General features: G+C 65.6%; 15 protein-coding genes. 10 read left to right on the forward strand and 5 right to left on the reverse strand.

Translation table 11 applies throughout. The annotated features are described in order from the left end of the window. Positions 1 to 144: 144 nt before the first annotated feature. Positions 145 to 1,095 (reverse strand): SDR family NAD(P)-dependent oxidoreductase, encoded by a 951-nt coding sequence (locus ACWEWT_RS07940; protein WP_452557344.1) that lies wholly within the window; start codon positions 1,093 to 1,095, stop codon positions 145 to 147. 118 nt (positions 1,096 to 1,213) lie between these two features. On the opposite strand from ACWEWT_RS07940, the gene ACWEWT_RS07945 reads away from it, so the two are divergent. The 8 genes from ACWEWT_RS07945 to ACWEWT_RS07980 all read left to right on the forward strand — a co-directional run bounded on the left by ACWEWT_RS07945 (position 1,214) and on the right by ACWEWT_RS07980 (position 8,157). Next, entirely contained in the window at positions 1,214 to 1,843 is a 630-nt protein-coding gene (locus ACWEWT_RS07945) for a TetR/AcrR family transcriptional regulator (RefSeq protein ID WP_452557346.1), read from the forward strand. A 136-nt stretch (positions 1,844 to 1,979) separates the two neighbouring features. Next, positions 1,980 to 2,726, forward strand: a complete 747-nt coding sequence (locus tag ACWEWT_RS07950) for a hypothetical protein (protein WP_452557348.1) — start codon at positions 1,980 to 1,982, stop codon at positions 2,724 to 2,726. Beyond that, positions 2,723 to 3,883 carry an acyl-CoA dehydrogenase family protein gene (locus ACWEWT_RS07955; protein ID WP_452557350.1) on the forward strand — a complete coding sequence of 387 codons (1,161 nt, stop codon included), beginning with the start codon at positions 2,723 to 2,725 and terminating at the stop codon, positions 3,881 to 3,883. The genes ACWEWT_RS07950 and ACWEWT_RS07955 overlap by 4 nt, the downstream gene beginning before the upstream one ends. A 155-nt stretch (positions 3,884 to 4,038) precedes the next feature. Then, positions 4,039 to 5,463 carry an aldehyde dehydrogenase family protein gene (locus ACWEWT_RS07960; RefSeq protein WP_452557352.1) on the forward strand — a complete coding sequence of 475 codons (1,425 nt, stop codon included), beginning with the start codon at positions 4,039 to 4,041 and terminating at the stop codon, positions 5,461 to 5,463. Positions 5,464 to 5,554: 91 nt separating this feature from the next. Then, a complete protein-coding gene (locus tag ACWEWT_RS07965) occupies positions 5,555 to 6,361 on the forward strand; it encodes a TauD/TfdA dioxygenase family protein (RefSeq protein ID WP_452557354.1) in 807 nt (268 codons plus the stop codon). 43 nt (positions 6,362 to 6,404) lie between these two features. Next, positions 6,405 to 6,779, forward strand: a complete 375-nt coding sequence (locus tag ACWEWT_RS07970; RefSeq protein WP_452557356.1) for a carboxymuconolactone decarboxylase family protein — start codon at positions 6,405 to 6,407, stop codon at positions 6,777 to 6,779. A gap of 9 nt (positions 6,780 to 6,788) precedes the next feature. Next, entirely contained in the window at positions 6,789 to 7,688 is a 900-nt protein-coding gene (locus ACWEWT_RS07975) for an NAD(P)-dependent oxidoreductase (RefSeq protein WP_452557358.1), read from the forward strand. A gap of 85 nt (positions 7,689 to 7,773) precedes the next feature. Then, a complete protein-coding gene (locus ACWEWT_RS07980; protein WP_452557360.1) occupies positions 7,774 to 8,157 on the forward strand; it encodes a hypothetical protein in 384 nt (127 codons plus the stop codon). A 154-nt stretch (positions 8,158 to 8,311) separates the two neighbouring features. Here the strand turns inward: ACWEWT_RS07980 and ACWEWT_RS07985 are convergent, their stop codons facing one another. Then, complete coding sequence (locus ACWEWT_RS07985) at positions 8,312 to 8,707, reverse strand: hypothetical protein (RefSeq protein WP_452557362.1); 396 nt, start codon at positions 8,705 to 8,707, stop codon at positions 8,312 to 8,314. Between the two features lie 664 nt (positions 8,708 to 9,371). Here ACWEWT_RS07985 and ACWEWT_RS07990 point away from each other — a divergent pair. Beyond that, on the forward strand, positions 9,372 to 10,319 hold the full coding sequence (locus ACWEWT_RS07990; protein WP_452557364.1) for a hypothetical protein: 948 nt from the start codon (positions 9,372 to 9,374) through the stop codon (positions 10,317 to 10,319). Positions 10,320 to 10,548: 229 nt separating this feature from the next. Here ACWEWT_RS07990 and ACWEWT_RS07995 read toward each other — a convergent pair whose 3' ends face one another. From ACWEWT_RS07995 to ACWEWT_RS08005, 3 genes are all read right to left on the reverse strand, one after another. Further along, positions 10,549 to 13,062: a helix-turn-helix transcriptional regulator gene (locus ACWEWT_RS07995; protein WP_452557366.1), complete on the reverse strand. Its 2,514-nt coding sequence runs from the start codon at positions 13,060 to 13,062 to the stop codon at positions 10,549 to 10,551. A gap of 367 nt (positions 13,063 to 13,429) precedes the next feature. Further along, entirely contained in the window at positions 13,430 to 13,921 is a 492-nt protein-coding gene (locus ACWEWT_RS08000; RefSeq protein ID WP_452557368.1) for a DUF4254 domain-containing protein, read from the reverse strand. Between the two features lie 632 nt (positions 13,922 to 14,553). Further along, entirely contained in the window at positions 14,554 to 14,829 is a 276-nt protein-coding gene (locus ACWEWT_RS08005) for a hypothetical protein (protein WP_452557370.1), read from the reverse strand. A 359-nt stretch (positions 14,830 to 15,188) separates the two neighbouring features. Between ACWEWT_RS08005 and ACWEWT_RS08010 the strand changes: the two genes are divergently transcribed. Continuing rightward, complete coding sequence (locus ACWEWT_RS08010; RefSeq protein WP_452557372.1) at positions 15,189 to 17,789, forward strand: AAA family ATPase; 2,601 nt, start codon at positions 15,189 to 15,191, stop codon at positions 17,787 to 17,789. The last annotated feature ends 482 nt before the right edge of the window (positions 17,790 to 18,271 follow it).

Genomic DNA, 18,271 nt, shown 5'->3' on the forward strand with positions numbered 1-18,271 from the left:
TCTTAGTAAGAAGATTCACAATCGCGTTCTAGGTAGAAGCATATTCTACCTAGAGTCGGGTTGTGAGGAAACGGCCAAAAGAACTTCGAAACCGCTGGTACCAGCCACTTCCGGATAGACAGCGGCATACCGGGGCCGAACCCGCTACCCGCACAACCGCTCGGACAGCTCCCACAACTGCACCGCCCGGTCGGCGGCCACCGCGTACTCCGCCACATCCGGCGCGGCCGCGCAGTCCGCGAGATAGACACGGTCGAGACCGAGCGGCTCCGGACAGACGGCCGCCCACACCTGAGTCGCCGCGCCTTCCTGCGGCGTGCGTACCGCGCGATCCGGCGCGGATCCCCGCGGAGTTCCGGCCCGAGCGGCGGGAACGGCGGCGATATCCGCACGAGTCATATGGCGGGCCAGCCGGGTCGCGACCCGGCCCGGGTGCACCGCATAGGCACGGACTCCGCTGTCGCGCAGCCGGCGGTCGAGTTCGACGGCGTGCAGGATGTTCGCCGTCTTGGACGCCCCGTACGCCCGGAACTTGTCGTAGTCCCGTTTCTCCCAGTGTGGATCGGCGAGGTCGACATCGGCGATCCGATGCCCTTCCGAGGCGAGGTTGACGACCCGGGCCCCCTCCGCCGCGCACAGCCGGTCGAGCAGCAACCGGGTCAGTTCGAAGTGGCCGAGATGGTTGGTGCCGAATTGCAATTCGAAGCCGTCGGCGGTCCGGTCGAACGGCGTGAACATCACTCCGGCGTTGTTCATGAGCACATGTACGGCGGGTGCGAGTTCGGCGATACGCGCGGCGGCCGCCCGGACACCGGCCAGCGAGGCCAGATCCAGGCAGACCGTGGACAGGAGCGCCGCAGGCACGTCCCGCTGAATCGCCGCCGCGGCTTCGTCGGCAGCGTCGCGCCGCCGGGCCGCCAGGATCACGTGGGCACCGGCCCGGGCGAGGGCATCGGCGGATTCGCGGCCGAGCCCGGACGACGCACCTGTGACCACACAGGTACGCCCGGTCAGATCCGATCCGGCAATGATCTCGCGGGCCGTGGGCCGCGAGCCACCGGACTCTGTCCGATCGATGATGGGCGGAATCGTCATCGGTTCTCCGATCCGGGAGGTGCAGAATATGCGGGAACGAGTCGGCGGGACCGACCGCGCACCTCGAAAAGTATACTTGTCCGGATATTATCTCCGCGAGGGACAGTAGGTTGCCCATATGACGACGACGAGGCGCGGCCGCCCCACCCAGGCCGAGGCGAAGAAGCTGAACCTGGCGGTGCGCGAGGCCGCGGTCGCCACCTTCCTGGAGTCCGGCTACGACGGCGCGACAATGGAGGCCATCGCCCGGACGGCCGGGATCACGAAACGCTCGCTGTACGCGCGCTACCCCGATAAACGCGCCGTGTTCGCCGATGTCATCCCGTGGGCCCTGTCGAAGTACGAGAGCTCCGACGACACACCCTCGATCGACGACCACACGGACCTGGCGGAAGCACTGATCGCGATCGGCCGGGTAGCCCTCGCACGCGCACTGGACCCGGACACCGTGCGGCTGATGCGGATCGCGATGAACGAATCGGCCCGGTTTCCGGAATTCGCGATCACCGCGGACTCGATGATGTGGTCGGGGCGGCAGCGGGCAGTCGTGAGGGTGCTGCGCCGCGGCACGACCGAGGGCACCGTCGACGTCGACGATATCGAATTGGCCGCCGAGCATTTCCTCGCCATGGTGGAGTTGGTCCCGGGCCGGATGGCGGACTTCGGATTCTTCCGCTCGAAGCAGCAGGAGGAGCGTCACCTCCAGCATGCCGTCCGGCTGTTCCTCAGAGGCGCCGCGCCCCGCTGAGCAGTCACCCGAAAACGGTCACATCCCCGCCGTCGCGGACCTATAGTTAAATACACGAGTTCGTATATTTAATGCACATCGTGCCTTACCGTCGAACTCGCCCGGCGATCCGGCCGCTCCGCGACGAGGGAGGACCATGACCACACCCACATCGATATTCCCGCCGAGACCGAGGAATACGGAGAAGATCGCCGAGATCGCGCGGGCCCGCCGGCGCGCACGAAACGGCCTGCGGCTGCGCCTGGCCGTACTCGGGACCAGCATGGACGACGCGGTGAGTGCCGTCGGCGGCTGGATGTTCGATCGCTCGATGGCCGGTTGGGATGTCGTGGTGGTGGCCGGCGATCTCGGCGATCCGCGACCGGCCCGGATCCTGGGCGCGGGCGCGGTGGATCTGGAATCCGCGCTGACACAGCGACCGGGGCCGACGCCGCATGCGCTGGCGATCTCGGCGGCGTTGCTGGCCACCGAAAGCCGGCTGCGCGGCAGAGTCCAGGAATGCATCGACCACGGACCGACCGAGGTCTCGATCTGGGGGCAGCCGCACACCGGGCAGGTCGCGGGCCGAACGAATTCCACCACGCACCGGCTCAGTCACGCGGCCCGCTACTTCAAGTATCAGGCCGTATGCGCCGTGGGCGGCGAGGTCGATATCGTCCGGCCCACGGAAGACTTCCGCACCGGCGCCGTGCGGTGGTACCCACCCCGCGAACCCACCCCCGCCGGCGCATCCCCGGCGGAAGATCTGCTGCGCCGGATGGGCAGCCCGGAGGCGACGTACGCTCTCGCCCGCACCACCCCGGGGCGGATCACATCGATAGCGGAACACCGACGCGCTCCCGGGCACACCGACCGGCGAGCGAATGGCAAGGAGATGCCGTGAAGGCCGATGAGATCGACGAGGTCGAGGCCGGATTCGTCGCCGTAGTAGCGGATTTCGTCGACCGTGAAGTCAGGCCGGTGGCCCGCCGGCTCGAACATGCCGACACCTACCCGGAACTCCTGATCGAGCAGATGAAGCGGATCGGGATCTACGGTTTGGCGATACCGCCGCCCTGGGGCGAGGGCAGCGTATCCACGGTGTGCTACTCCGCGGTCACCGAGGAGCTCTCCCGGGGCTGGATGAGCCTGGCCGGCGCGATGGGCGGCCATACGGTCGTGGCGAAACTACTGCTGGATTACGGAACCCCCGAGCAGCGCGACCGCTATCTGCCACGTATGGCGACCGGTGAACTCCGGGCGACGATGGCATTGACCGAACCCGGCGGCGGCTCGGATCTGCAGGCCGTGCGCACCGTGGCCCGGCGCGCGGGCGATACCTATCGCGTGACCGGATCGAAGACCTGGATCAGCAATGCGCGCCGGTCCGGCCTGGTGGCCCTGCTGTGCAAAACGGATCCGGCGGCCGCACCCGCCCATCGCGGCATCAGCATCCTGCTCGTAGAACCCGGACCCGGATTCACGGTCTCGCGCGACCTGCCCAAACTCGGCTACAAGGGTGTCGAGAGCTGCGAACTGGTCTTCGACGATCTCCGAGTGCCCACCGGCGCATTACTCGGCGGGGTCGAAGGGCGAGGGTTCGGCCAGATGATGCGCGGGCTGGAAATCGGCCGGATACAGGTGGCTTCCCGAGCCCTCGGAGTCGGACGCGCGGCCCTGCAGGACTCGATTCGGTACGCGCAGGAACGGTCGGCCTTCGGCACGCCCATCTGGAAGCATCAGTCGATCGGCAACTATCTGGCCGATATGGCCACCACACTCACCGCTGCCCGCCAGCTGGTGCACTATGCCGCCCGGTGCTACGACTCCGGCGCGCGGGCGGATATGGAAGCGGGAATGGCCAAGCTGTTCGCGTCCGAGACCGCGATGGAGATAGCCCTGAACGCGGTCCGGATCCACGGCGGTTACGGCTATTCCACCGAATTCGATGTGGAGCGGTACTTCCGCGACGCACCGCTGATGCTCGTCGGGGAAGGTACGAACGAGGTGCAGCGCACCGTGATCGCCCGCCAGCTCGTCGAGCGCAATCCCCTCGGCTGACGCCGACCGGCCGAATCCAACCGGTCCGCGAGCCGGCCGGACCGGGCCGGACCTTGACATAAATATACGATACCGGCTACTTATTGTAGGAGCTCGGCGCCGGACCGGCCGCGCAGATCGCCCGGCCGGAGCGCAGAGTCGCGAGGTGAATTCCCATGTCCGCTACCACATCGTTCATCGACGGGACCGCGGTGCCCGCTGCCGATGTGTACGACAACATCGATCCGTCGACCACTCGGTCCCTGGGTCCGGTCGCGCGGGGCGGAGCGGACGAGGTGGACCGGGCGGTCACCGCGGCCCGGCGAGCGCAGCGCGAATGGCGCACCACGTCGCCCGAACAGCGAGCACTCGTACTGGATCGGATAGCCGACGCCATCGACGCACACCACGAGAATCTCGCCCGGTACGAAAGCGAGGACACCGGGAAACCCGCGAGCCAGGCGCGCGCGGATGTCACCGTCGCCGCGCGCTACTTCCGTTTCTACGCGCACGCGATAGACAGCTACTACGGACAGACCATCCCGCTGCGCAACGACCTACACGTCTATACCCGCCGCGAACCCCTGGGCGTGACCGGGCATATCGTGGCATGGAACTACCCGATCCAGCTGATCTCGCGGGCGGTGGCACCCGCGATCGCGACGGGCAACGCCGCGGTGGCCAAACCCGCCGACGAAACCCCCCGAACGGCAGTCGAACTCGCGCGACTCGCTGTCGAATCCGGTCTGCCCGCCGGCGTCTTCAATGTCGTCACGGGGATCGGATCAGAAGCCGGTGCCGCACTGGCCGCCCATTCCGGTATCGACTTCCTGGGATTCGTCGGATCCGCCCGTATCGGATCGGAAGTAGCCCATGCCGCCGCCGAACGCGTGGTACCGACCGTGCTGGAACTCGGCGGAAAGTCCGCGCAGATCGTCTTCGCCGACGCCGACCTGGACACCGCGGCCGATTTCGTCACCAAGGCCATCCTGCAGAACGCCGGACAGACCTGCTCGGCGGGTTCGCGGTTGCTCGTGGCAGAACCCGTCCACGACGCGCTGCTGGAGAAGGTACTCGAACGGTTCGCCCGGGTGACTCTCGGACCGGGCCGGGACGATCCCGATATAGGACCGCTGATCTCCCGTAAACAGCAGACCAGGGTGGCCACGATGGTAGCGGGGCTCACCGAGGGAGAGATCCTCTGCGGCGGTACCACTCCTACCGACGGACCCATGACCGAGGGCGCGTACTACCCGCCGACTCTCATCGATGGCGTCGATCCGGCAGCGACCATCGCCCAGGAGGAGATCTTCGGACCGGTCCTCACCGTCAACACATTCACGGATGAAGACCAGGCGCTCGACCTCGCCAACGGGACGGAGTACGCACTGCTGGCGGCGGTGTGGACCAGAGATCTCTCACGCGCGCACCGCCTGGCGGCCGAGTTGGTCGCCGGACAGGTCTACATCAACACCTACGGAGCCGGCGGAGGTGTCGAACTGCCGTTCGGCGGATTCCGGAAATCGGGTTACGGGCGGGAGAAGGGTATTGCGGCCCTCGACGCCGTGACGGCCACCAAAACCGTTGTGGTGCAGCTCTGATGGTCCGGGCCGCCCGTCCTCGGCGCGTCGACCCGACGTACCGCGACCGCGGAAACACGCGGCGAAAACAGAGTGTAAGGGAGACCTTCCGATGACAGAGACAATCGCACTGAGCCCTGAATCCGGTGCCGAGCTGGTCGATTTCGACGACTTGCTCGCCGACGCCACCATCGCCCGGATCCAGGAGGCGATCAAGTGGCGCGGGGTACTGCTGGTGCGCGGCGCCCATCTCGACGACCACACCCAGCTGCAGCTCAGCCGGAAACTGGGTACGGTGCTGGCTCCCGGCGGCAGGGAGATCTTCACCGTTTCGCTGGATCCGGCGAAGAACCCCACTGCCGAATATCTCAGGGGAACCTTCTGCTGGCATATCGACGACACCACCAACCGGATACCCGCGAAGTCGACGATGCTCACCGCTCGTCATGTGGCGATGGTCGGCGGTGGCACCGAATTCGCCAGCACCTACGCGGCCTACGAGAACCTGCCCGAGCACGAACGCAAACGCTGTGCCGACCTTCGCGTGGTCCACAGCCTGGAGGCCGCGCAGCGTGCCGTCAACCCGGATCCCAGCGACGAACAACTCGCCCGATGGCGGCGGATCGCGCCCCGCGAGAGCGCGCTGGTGTGGGAACGTCGCGACGGGCGGCGTTCGCTGGTCATCGGCGCCACTGCCGACCATATCGTCGGCATGGACCCGGACAGCAGCCGCGAGTTGCTCGACGAACTCCTCGAATGGTCCACCCGGGAACGATTCCGCTACACCCACGAATGGTCGGTCGGCGACCTGGTGATCTGGGACAACACCGGGATGCTGCATCGGGCACTGCCCTACGATCCGGCCTCCGAGCGGACCATGCACCGCACCACCCTCGCCGGTGACGAGGCCTGGAAATAATGCCGGCGGGTTCACCGCCCGCGAACGGGAACGGAGAATATCCATGGACCAGGACACCTACGACAGGGGGCGCCGAATACGCGCGGAGGTACTCGGCGAGGACTATATCCGCCACGCCGCGGGCGACGACTTCTCCGCGCCGCTCCAGGATCTCGTCACCGAGTACTGCTGGGGAGCGGTCTGGGGCCGCGACGGTCTGTCACCGAAGATCCGTTCGATGCTCAACCTGGCGATGATCTCCGCGCTCAACCGGCCGAACGAGTTCCGCACCCACGTCAGAGGGGCGCTCAACAACGGCGTCACCCGTGACGAGATCCGCGAGGTGCTGCTGCAGGTCGCTGTCTATGCCGGTGTCCCGGCCGCCGTCGATGGTTTCCGGATAGCCCGGGAGGCATTCGCCGACGTGGACAACGGCTAGGTGGGCACCATGGAACTCGGATTGATCGGCCTGGGCAATATGGGCTTTCCGATGGCCGCACGTCTGCTGGAAACCGGCCATCGACTCGTGGTGTTCGACGCCCGGCCCGAATCGGTCGACCGCGCGGTCGCGCTCGGCGCCGAGCCCGCCGTCTCCCCCACGGCGGTGGCCGACCGCGCCGAGACAGTGCTGGCGAGCCTGCCGTCGCCGCAGGCTTCGCTGGAGGTCGCCACCGGACCGGCGGGCATCGTCCACGGAGCACGAGTGCGCCGACTCGTCGAACTGTCCACGATCGGCACGCATACCGCCCGGCAGCTCTCGGCCGCGCTGACCGATCGCGGTATCGCCGTGCTCGACTGCCCGGTCAGCGGCGGTGTCACAGGGGCGCGCAACGGCACGCTCGCCATCATGGCCTCCGGCCCGGCCGACGAATTCGCGCACACCGCACCTGTACTCGAAGCACTGGGCCGGCCGTTCTTCCTCTCGGCCGAGCCCGGCGCGGGCCAGACCATGAAGCTGGTCAACAATCTGATGGCCGCGGCGACACTGGCCGCGACCGCCGAAGCAATGGTCATGGGAGTGAAGGCCGGCCTGGACCCCACGGTGATGATCGACGTACTCAACGCCGGATCAGGAGCGACCCACGCGAGCCGCGACAAGTTCCCCCGCGCGGTCCTGCCGCGTAGCTTCGACTTCGGTTTCGCCACCGGACTGATGACGAAAGACGTGCGACTCTATCTGCGGGAGGCCGCGCAGCTCGACACTCCCACCGAGCTCGCGGAGACGGTCGCCCGGCTCTGGGAGGCAACCGTCGACTCTCAGGGCCCGGACGCCGACTTCACGACGATCGTCAAACCTCTCGAAGCGGCCGCGGGTGTGATCATCGACGGAAGACGAGACCGGGGATGACAGGTCGGCGCGAACATGTACCCGCGCCTCGCCGACTTTCGACCAGGGCCGCGTAGACAGCGCACGAGGCACGTACCCTCGTGCGGTGCACTCGCATCTCCATTTCGAGAATCCCCCCGCGCTGCCGCACGAGACCGTGGTCGAGACGCTGGAGCGGGCCTTGCGTGAGCGCGAGGCAGAGGCCGAGGCCGCCGGTGTACTGGTCGGAAGCGCGTTGCACGACGACGATGTGGAGTTCGTCGAACACTGGTGCGTCCAGGTCGGGACTCGGGCTGCGCCGGGTAGTCCGCTACTGGGACTGGCCGGCCTGTGCCTGGGACATACCGCTCGGCGTTTCGGGCGACTCAGCGATGATGCCCTCGCCCTGGTGAAGTTGCTGGCGGCGCGCGCCGAGGCCGATCCATCCGACGTGGACGGGCGGGCAATGGATGGGTACGACGACGTCCGGACCTTTCTGAACCTGTGGTGAGGCACGGCTGTGTAGTCGGGAGCGCTGTCCGCACCATGCGGCTGATCACGCCCGCTGACGCCGGGATCGCCCCCGAGGACGACCGGAACCACGTCTTCGCCGCGATCCGCCGACCCGGATTCACCAGCACCATGAGCACTCGGTCGTGAGATCGTCAGTGCCTCACCTCGTGGACGATCGCCTCCGCGCGCGCGTTCAGAGCCGCTCGCAATATCCTGCTGCACACGGAGCTGTCCGAAACGGATATATGCCCGGGAAGAGTGAGGACCATATGCGAGGCCGCCCGCCTGCATTCCTGGACCAGATCGACGAAGACCGGCGGAAGGACTCCACTCCGACACGGCGGTTCGTGGAACACCGTCCCGAGTTCGTATCCCAACATCCCGGCGGCGGTGCGCAATACGTTCTCTGCGATACCGGCGTCGAGATCACCGATCAGGTCATCACGCAGATAGCCATAGGCAAGGGGCATGAGTAAAGTCATGACAAACCAGTTCCGGATCGACGACTGCGGAGAAGATTCCTCCGGCAGTGAAAGGGATGCATTCACCGCGACTCGCCCGCACAGGTGAGCCCGGCACTCGTAACAGCGATGTCCGATCGACAATCGCGACCTCTGGGGCGCCGTTGCCCGAAACAGCCACGACGCTGTGGACTGCGAGGTCGCTATCACCTTCGACGAGCCGACGCAGTTGATAGGGGGTGTCTCGCCCGTCGCTACCTCCAGAATCGTCGCCTAGGTAGGTAGCGCGCATCAGCAGCAAGTGCTGATCGGTCCAATTCTTCACCCGCGCCTTCCGCAGTCCTATTCCCTGTCCGACCGGCAGCACCGAATCATTCACCCGGCGCAACGGAAGGTCGGGTTCCGCTGATGCCGACCGAGCAGCGGGCGAACGCGGCGGCACGGCGCCGCACTACCTTTCCGGTAGCGATCGCGAGAAGCATCAGGCGAGGAGCGCTGAGTAACGCCGTACCCGACACCGATCCCGCAGGCAATTTGGTGGCCCGGGGCCGGGAGGGCGGGCCATTCGCTTTCCGTGCGCCCGCGGTGCTGTACCGCGCGCCGATCGGAACCGGCTACGGATGCGCTCGATCTACCTATCCGCGAATAGTGGTCGATGGGCTCCTGTCTCGCCGTTCGGGCGGGGCAGCGGTTCAGGTCGGGCCTCAGCTCCGCTGCTGGGCGTCGGTGGCGAGAGGATAGTGCTCCTACGATGGCAAGATTGCTCGGCGGGTTCGATTTACCGACGGAGGTCGGCCTGCTTCTCGGAAAACCGCTGATCGATGCCACCGGGAAATTCAGCCATTTCATCGCCGAGGACGTCGTTCGCGGAACACGTGCAAGGCTCGTACGAGCGACTGACGACTTCCTCCGAGCCGACGGCCGATCGGCAGGAGGTACACGGTGGACAGAGTCCGAGTACTGGGGGCGATCCGCGGCGTCGCCTCCACCGATCGCCGGGGAGCCCATCGTGGCGCGGGATGTCGCGCGCGGTGTCGAGCTCTCCCTGTGGACCGGCGATGTCGGAAGGGAAATCCTGCACAGTAAACAATTCGATGCCACCGGCCGAGCAACAGAGGTGCTGACCGGCGTCTCCTTCCCCTCGACCCGCGGACAGGCCGCGTTCTTCAGGAGAGTGAGATTCCACCCTGATTTCGCATTGCACAACACCCACGCCCGCTCCGGACGAGAGATCAAAGATTTCCATGACGCTATTCCGGCATGGCGGCCACGGCGACCGATAGTACTTCACGCCGATTCCGACCCCGAGCTGGAAGTTTTCTATATCAATGCGGATGTTTCCCCGTCCGCGATCCACAACGACACCGGTCCGGGCGGCTCGGTCATGACGATCTCGCCGGAAATGTTCGCCAAGATCGTGTCGAACGACCACGATATTCGCAAACTCGTCTCAGCAGAGGAGGACCGACCCATAGTGGTCATCTCGAGCAGCGCCGCCGCACCCGGCTCCACCCTCGGACAACGCTTCGCCGACGCTCTGCAGAATCAGGAGCAGCTGCGGCGCGATGTATACGTGAGCCGCACGGAGCAGGTCGTATGGGAACACGCCCTGGACCGCGCATCTCTCTCGGTCGAGCGGGTGGGAGACATACCGAAGCCATCGGCGTCGGGAGCTCTCCTCCCGGATGATGAAGCATAGATCTGGGAACTGTATCCGGCCGTCGGACGCTACGAACCCTGAACAATCATTCCGGTTCGCGCCGGCACGGATCGCACTCGTCGAACGGGAAGCGAGACCTACCGAATCCACCGAGACAGCCGCGGCCCGATCATCCCGCAACGCTGGACCGCTGCACCTACGTCACTCATCGGCGGCAGTTACGAAATCCGCGCGACGCTACGACAGCGACTGTCGCGCTTCGCCGGTTTCATCGCCGACGCCGATCAGGCCGGTTGCGTGGTGGTCGACGCGCAGATTCCTCGGTCAGCTGGTCGTGGCGGTCGAGGGGTACGAGGGAACGGATGCCCTCCCTGCTGTCGATCATCAGTTTCTGTAAGACAGAGGCCATTTGCGCGTCGACGGTTTTGAACGAGCTTCCCCGGCGGGCGGCGATAGCCGTATTCGTCCAGCCGGCCGCGGCGAGTACGGCCACTTCCTGTTCGGCCGTCGACAGGTCCTCCCACGGTGACCGACGGCGTTGCCGCACAGGATGTTCGACCGGCAGCCGGCCCATCGACGAATTACCCAGCGCCAATTGCACGACCTCGCCGAGTTCCGGCCGCCGCAGCGCGCCGTCGCGCTCCGCCTCTTCGAAAGCCGCACCACCCAGTACCGAACGGGCGATCTGCGCTGCGCGGTCGGTCTCGACGGCGAACGGGCCGAGATTGGCGATATCGACACCGAGATCGCCACGGAGCGTGGCACTTCCACCGAGCAAGCGCGCAATATCGCAAGCCCGTGCCTCGTTGTTCCCGGATTCTTCGCCGTTCGGTGCGTCGATCAGGCGAGCCAGAATCCAGGCTTGAATGTGGACAGCCCACACCACCCCCCAACGATCGCGCATTGCGAGCTGTCTGGAGAGGGTGCTCCGCCCCACAGTCAGTGCTTCATTCGGGTCACCGTGCTTGCTCAGGGCGATAGCCCAGGCCAGATTTGCCCAGGAGGCCGCCCATCTGGCCCCGGAGCGCTCCGCGTTGTCCAGATGGCGACGGCAGATCTCCAGCGCCTGTTCACGACTGCCGAAAAAGGCGGCCGACAGAGCCTCGAACAGCTCACTCATCGCCGCACCGCCGGCATCTCCTTCAGCGGCGAATCGCTCCCGCGACCGGGCCAGTACCGCGATCGCGCGGATATCGCGGTACACCAACATCAGCTCCGCACCTCTGGCGAACTCGACCTCTGCGGGCAAACCCAGATCGCGACCGGGCTGCTCTCGCCACCTGGACCGGACCTCGGGTTCGGACACGCAGAGCGCGACGCACTCGTCGAGCATCTGGCCGGCATCGTGATGCAGCCCTTGGCACAAACTGACCCATGCAATCAAAGACATCGACTCGACCTGTAGCAATACCGGCTGGGGTTCGAGATTCCGGCTGGCGGCGAGAGCACTCTCGGCCCACCGGCGCGATTCCCGCAGAGACCCGGTGAAGAACGGAATGCGCAGCGCGATGAGCCCCGCCGCGATCTCCAATCCGACCGCGGCTTCTCCCCGCGTGCCGATGCTGCCTTCCACAGCACACAGCAGATTGCCCCAGGCCGCTCGCGCCCAGTTCAGTACCTCGTGCTCGTCGGGGCCGAACCAACCCGCTCTGACCGCGGCGACCTTATCGCGGTAATAGCGCCGGTGCCTGCACTCCAACCGCCGGGATTCCTCGCTGTCCCCGCCCAGACGTTGCTGGGCGAAGACTCGAATGGTCTCCGGCAGGGAATAGCGCACGGTGGTCGCGGTCACGTGAACCGACACCAGCGATTGATCCACCAGCCGCTCCAGCAGACCTTCGACCTCGGCCCGGGGCAGCCCGTTCGCCGTACTCACGGGGTCGTCGTCGGCGCAGACCACTTCGATCGCCTCCAGTTCGGCACCGATGTCCTGGCCCGACGCATCGGCGCCCTCGGAATCTGCGTCGTAGCCGGCCGCGAAGACCGACAGACGATCGAAAAGCAACCGCTCCTTGTCGCGGCAGAGATCGTAGGACCAGGCGATGACGTCACGAATGCTCCGATGCCGAGTATCCACGCCGACTCGCGGACCGTGCTGCCAGCGCAGCCGTCGGTCCGCCCGCTCCCCGCTGAGGTCGCTGAGGATCATCGGCAGCGGTCGCCGCGACAGCCGTGCGGCGGCGAGCCGAATGAAGAGCGGGTGATCGTGTACATGCCGGCAGATCGCCGCCGCCGAGACGGCTTCGTCATCGGCGAGCGTGTACCCCACCAAACCTGCACGAACGCGAAACAGAGCCAGAGCCTGATCCCGCGACAGTGCGGTCACCGGTACCAGATACTCGTCCCCCCACCCGATCGCCTCCCGGCTGGTGGCCAGCACAGTGAGCCCGGGGACCGCGTCCAGCAGGTCGGCGATCACCCGGCTCGCGCCGACGAGCACATGCTCGCAATTGTCCATCACGAGAATCGCCTGCCGTGCTCGTCCAGGAGCGCCTCGGCTGCCCAGCGTATCCACCACCGCGTCCCAGGCGGACCTTCCGGAGAAATCAGCCTCGATCAACGAGGCCGCTACCTGTTCCTCGACCGCCGCCACGTCGGCATCCCGAGGTAACACTGCCAATCGAACCCAATACACCGGGATCCGACGTGCCTTGTGGAACCGGTGGACAGCCTCGGTCGCCAGCCGGGTCTTCCCGATACCACCGCTCCCGATCAACGTCACCAGGCGTGTCCCGCCCAGCAATGCCATTCCGATCTTTTCCAGTTCCTCGTCACGACCCACGAAATCGCTCGGGGCTCCGCGTGGCGGCCCCGGACCAGAGATACGTCCTGCCAACACAGCACCAGAGAGTAGTCGAGGTGAAGAGGTCGAATGCATATTCTACCTGTCTGCGTCACAATCACTACGCCCGATTCTCGATGTCCGATCCGGCTCCGGGCACAGGCGACCGGACACCGCATACCCGGGCACCGGGCACATCGCACTTCAGTTCCATGGCCGATAACGAATGTTTCTCACGTACCGGGAAGACCCCGAAATCGGACGTTTTTGCTTTGCACTCCCGGCACCATTCGAATTCGATCTCCGGTTGCGGAATTCTCGTGAGCCGATATCAGGAAATCCGATCGAAGCGGTGGGCCGCCGGCGGCTACGCGATCGGCGTATTCGGCAGGTAACGAGCTCGGTCGGCAACCGCTGTGACCAGGTCGGTGTAGTCGTCGATCAGCTCGGCGAGCCGGTACCACGCCGCATGGACGACGGACTCCCCCGCTCCCATGGTCATCAGCAGGTGGTAGGCGCGGACCTGCTGCTGCGCCAGTCGGTCGATCACCGTACCTATCGACTCCGCGTGCAGGCTCGCAGCCGGATGCGGTGGGGGCATACGTTCGGCCACCCATCGGTCGGCCTCGCGCGCCAGCTCGATCCGCCGGTGCCGCCCGGCGCGGGCCGGCTCCCGCAGATGTCGGTGGTGCGACCGGCCCAGCTGGTGAGCGATCCTGGCCAGCGGATGATGCCCGATGTGGTCGCCACGAATAGCCGCCAGCAGATCGTCCCTTGCCGGGAACAAGGAGTCCGGCTCCGATGCTGCGCCTACCGGCATTGCCTTGCGGTCGGCGTGGCAGCTCGCGATTCCCTTCATCGCTTCCTCTCGCTACGCTGCGCGCGCCGCGTCTCCGGACCGAACATTCCGGTCACCGGTCGCGGCTCGATCGAAGCCGTCTGCCGCGCTCTCCGTCCTCATGCATACCTGCGAACCACCCGATCGACGACCTGAGCACCGAAGGTCGGGCCGTTCCGGCCGAATGCCGAGGCGGTCGAGTCCGCGCCGACCGGATCAGTCGAGCGCGGCACCGAAACCGGCGCCGGTCCAGTCGGCGAATCCCGAGAGGCCTCGTTCCTCGTCGATATCCGGCCTCCGAGTCCACCGAGGCCGATCAGACTCTCGACCAACTCTTCGACATCCCGGAACCCGAATGCGCGACTGACCACCTGCAAGTCGCGCATCGTGAGCGGCTGCGCAACGGCTTCCGGACGAATGTATCGATTGCTCCGGCGCCCGACCGTATATCGCCCGCTGCTCACAGCGAGTTCACTTCTTCCGGCATCGGGCCGACGCCGGACTTCGGCGAGTAATCGGGCGGACGAGGACCGCTGTCGATGGGACATCCCGGTTCCACGAATACCCGGTGACGCGAATCCCCGTGGGACCAGACGGCTCCGACTGTCTCATCCCGATCGGCGTCGACCGTCGGCCGGTTACCTGGGCAAGATTCACGCACTGCGGCGATCGCGCATTTCACGGCGCACCTCCATCGGGACTCGGTGCGGTGCCTCGAGCAACGCCCACGCTCTGCGTGCGGCAACCGGGGCGTGATCCCACTCGGCGCGAATCACATCGATGCGATCGAGCATCGAATGTAATTCGCCGGGAGTGAGGTCATGGCTGGACGCGGCTGCCCTCAGCTCGTCGGCGAGCTTCCGAAGGCGCGCGTAATCCGAATACAGCTGTGGCTTCCATTCCTGGGTGGTGTCCAGGTTGCCGGTCATCGGTACCTCCCTGAATAGTGACTGCACGTCTGGTTGCCGAGCCCGGGCTGTGCGGAGCTCGAGCCGGCCTCAGCGCCGATGCGTATCGATTTCGAGCACCAGACGCGGATTGTCTGTGCTTGTACTCGGTAGCTGGGCTGAGAACCACCATTCACCGATAGGTAGGGGGACAGCATCCGTAGCAGATGCCGGCGGTTGCCGGAATATCCTCGGATGCCCGCGCGCCCGGCGGACAGTCGCCGCTCTCACCGGCTGGTGGACGGACGGCATTCCCAGCCCGATTCGAGCGGCCGATCGCAGATCACGATCATGCTCCGGACCACCCGCCCGGAACGGGGAGGCTGGCTAGACTTGCGACCATGTCGGCGATACGCCGAGAGCACGCTGCGGAACCGAGGCCGGCAACGGAAAATTTCGTTGGTCGTGGACCCGAGCTGGACAAGATCAGCACTTTGCTACAGAGTCCGGCGCGTTTGATCACTCTGGTCGGTTCCGGCGGGATCGGAAAGACACGACTCGCGACCGAGGCCCTCCGCCGATTCGGCCGGGCCGGACACGATCGGGTGTACTGGGCGCGACTGGCCCGTCTGTCCAAAGGGTCCGAGAAGTCCTCGGTAGCCGAGGAAATCGCCGCCTCGGTCGTCGGTGCCGGCTACTCGGGTAAATCCGCACGGGCAGCGCTCGTCGCCAAGTTGGCTGAGCCCGATATCGCGGGGCGCACCGTATTGGTCCTGGACAACTGTGAGCATGTACTGGAGGCGACCGGCCACCTGATCGCCGAGTTGCTCGACGAAACGACCGGGTTGACCATTCTGGCAACCAGTCGTGAAGCGATCGGCTGGGTGGACGAGCACGTGATCGTAGTTCCGCCGCTGACCCGGAAACAAGCTCTGGCGTTGTTCCGGGAACGCGCAGAATTGGCCGATCGTCCTATAGCCGACAGTGATCAGCGCGCGGTAGCCAACCGGATCTGCCATCGCGTCCACTACCACCCCCTGTATATCCGTCTGGCTGCCGCGCGTTTGCTGCACCGGCCGTTGGAGGTCGTCTTGCAGGAGTTGAGCGGTGAAACCGCCGACAGACGCATGCGATGGCCGCATGTGCCCCGTGCGGGCGCAGAGCCGCGACACCGGCGGGTCCGTGACGTCATAGCCTGGTCGTACGACCTTTGCCAGGAGAAGGAGCGGATACTTCTGGCTCGAATGTCGGTCTTCGCCGCAGGCTACGACACCAACGCCGAAGACGACAGTTGCCCTACGTTGGATGTCGGCGTCGATGTGGAGGCCATACAGGAGATCTGCGCCGACGATCCGAGTGCGGCGCGGACGTGGCACGGCGAGCCGGCGGCCATTCTGACTGCCGAGGAGATCGAGGGTCTGCTCGAGCGTCTCGTCGACCAGTCGTTGGTGACATTGCACATCGCGCCTACGACCGTGCGTTATTCACTATTGGAAAGTATTCGCTTATTCGCTGAAGAGGAGCTGGAAAACCGCCCAGGAGATGAGCCTGCCCGTTTCGCCAGACGTCACCGTCAGTATTATCGGGACAGAGTTGCCGGCACACAGAGTATCTGGTTCCGGTCCGGATCAGCGGAGCTTCTGGGTTGGGGACATGCTGCCTGGGACAACATCCTCATCGCGATCGAGACGAGTATCTCCTCCCACGAACCCGAGGTCGGCCTGCAGATCTGTAAGGATCTTATATCGGTACGCGCACCTGTTTTCAAAGGGTCGATCAGGGAAATGCGCAAATGGACCGAACGCGCCTTGCGGGCGTCGCGGGCACAGACCGGGCAGATAACCGGCCTCCAACTGGAAGCGACGGCTTTGATCATATGGATTCTACTGAGCCAGGGTTTGCGGGAAGATGCGGAGCGGATGCTGGAGCAATGCGCAGCCGATTGCCTGGGCGGCGCTTCGAAAACAGAGGGTTGGCGCCGTTCCCCGGAAATCGACACCGGGCTGCCGGCAGCTCTGGAATCAGTATGGGGGGTCGAGCTGATGACCGGGCACCGGGACCCGAGGGCGATCCAGGTTTTGGCGCGCGCCCGCGAGAAGTACCGTGAGCTCGGCGATCGCGCCGGTGCGGCCAGGAGCGAGCTGGACGAGGCCATGGCGGCGAGCTTTTTCGGATCCGCGTCAGTGGCCTTGGAGATCACTCGACGCCATCTCGATCACGCGACCGCATCCGGATCCCAATGGGCGAAGTCCTGGGCCGAAATGGCCTGGTCGATCGCGCTGACGAAACACGGCGATCCCACCGAGTCGTTGAAAATCGCCCGCTCGGTCCTGTCCCGGCAATTACCCCTTCGAGATCAATGGGGCGCGACCATGTCGGTGCATATTGTGCAATGGTCGCTGGCCGAAACAATCACTGAAATGCGTGAATCCGGAAGTGCGGACGAGGCAACGATCAAAGCTCTCGCGATCGAGGCGGCGCGGCTCGCCGGCGGCGCGGCGAGGATGCGGGACGAACTCGACATAGATATAGATAACGGTCATTTCGGTCACGAAACACAGCGAGCCGTCGAAATTATCGAACAGATACTCGACAGGGACGAATTTTCCTTTGCCGAGAAACAGGGGCGACTACTGCGTCCCGATCATCACGAAGTGCAGCGCCTCGCCCTGGGCGAATTGCATATCGACAGAATGCCGTTGGACCATCCTGCCAGGAAGACCGTTCCGTCGCACTGGCACGAACTGTCGGCGACCGAAGAACAGGTAGCCATTCTCGCAGCGGCAGGATGGACGAACAGCGCAATCGCCGATCGCCGGGGTAATTCTTCCAGGACGGTCGACGCACATATGGCCGCAGTTTTCCGGAAACTGATGATTTCTTCCCGGGGAGATATCATCAAGCTGGTCCCCGAAGAAAAGATAGAACTGGTTCACCGGGATGCCGGGCGCATACCGCGCCGAGTCGGGCAGCAGCCGCACAGATCCCACCGCGGCCGTTGAGCCGTAACGCTGCGTGAACACCGAGTCCGGCGAGTGCCGAGGCGCGTCGAGGAAGTAGCAGGCGGGCTCTTCGGCGTCCACGGCGAACTGAGCGGCGAAACCCTCCTCTCCCGGAACGTCCACGATCCGCGCGGTGATGCCGTCGACATCGACGCGCTCGGCTTCCGGCAGCGGTACGCCTACCGATTCGCGGGCCCGCGCGGCCGTCCCGAGCGAGCGGGCGGTCATCGAAGGGTGGCCCGGCCGAGGAATAGGCGCCGGCAAGTCCCTCCTGCGCCAGGGCGACGGCCCGGGGATCGGTGGCCGCGCGAGCGACGACGAGCCCTTGACGATGTAGAGCGAGAGCTTCGGCGACGTCTCCCGCATCGATCGGGATCGGCCGAGAATCGGGTGAATCTCGCCGTCGGCGCGATCACAAGTGTGCCCGCGGCCGCGATCGCCCACCGCCACACTCCACCCCGATCGTCAGTCCACCGTGGGCG

The sequence above is a fragment of the Nocardia sp. NPDC003963 genome (assembly GCF_053605105.1).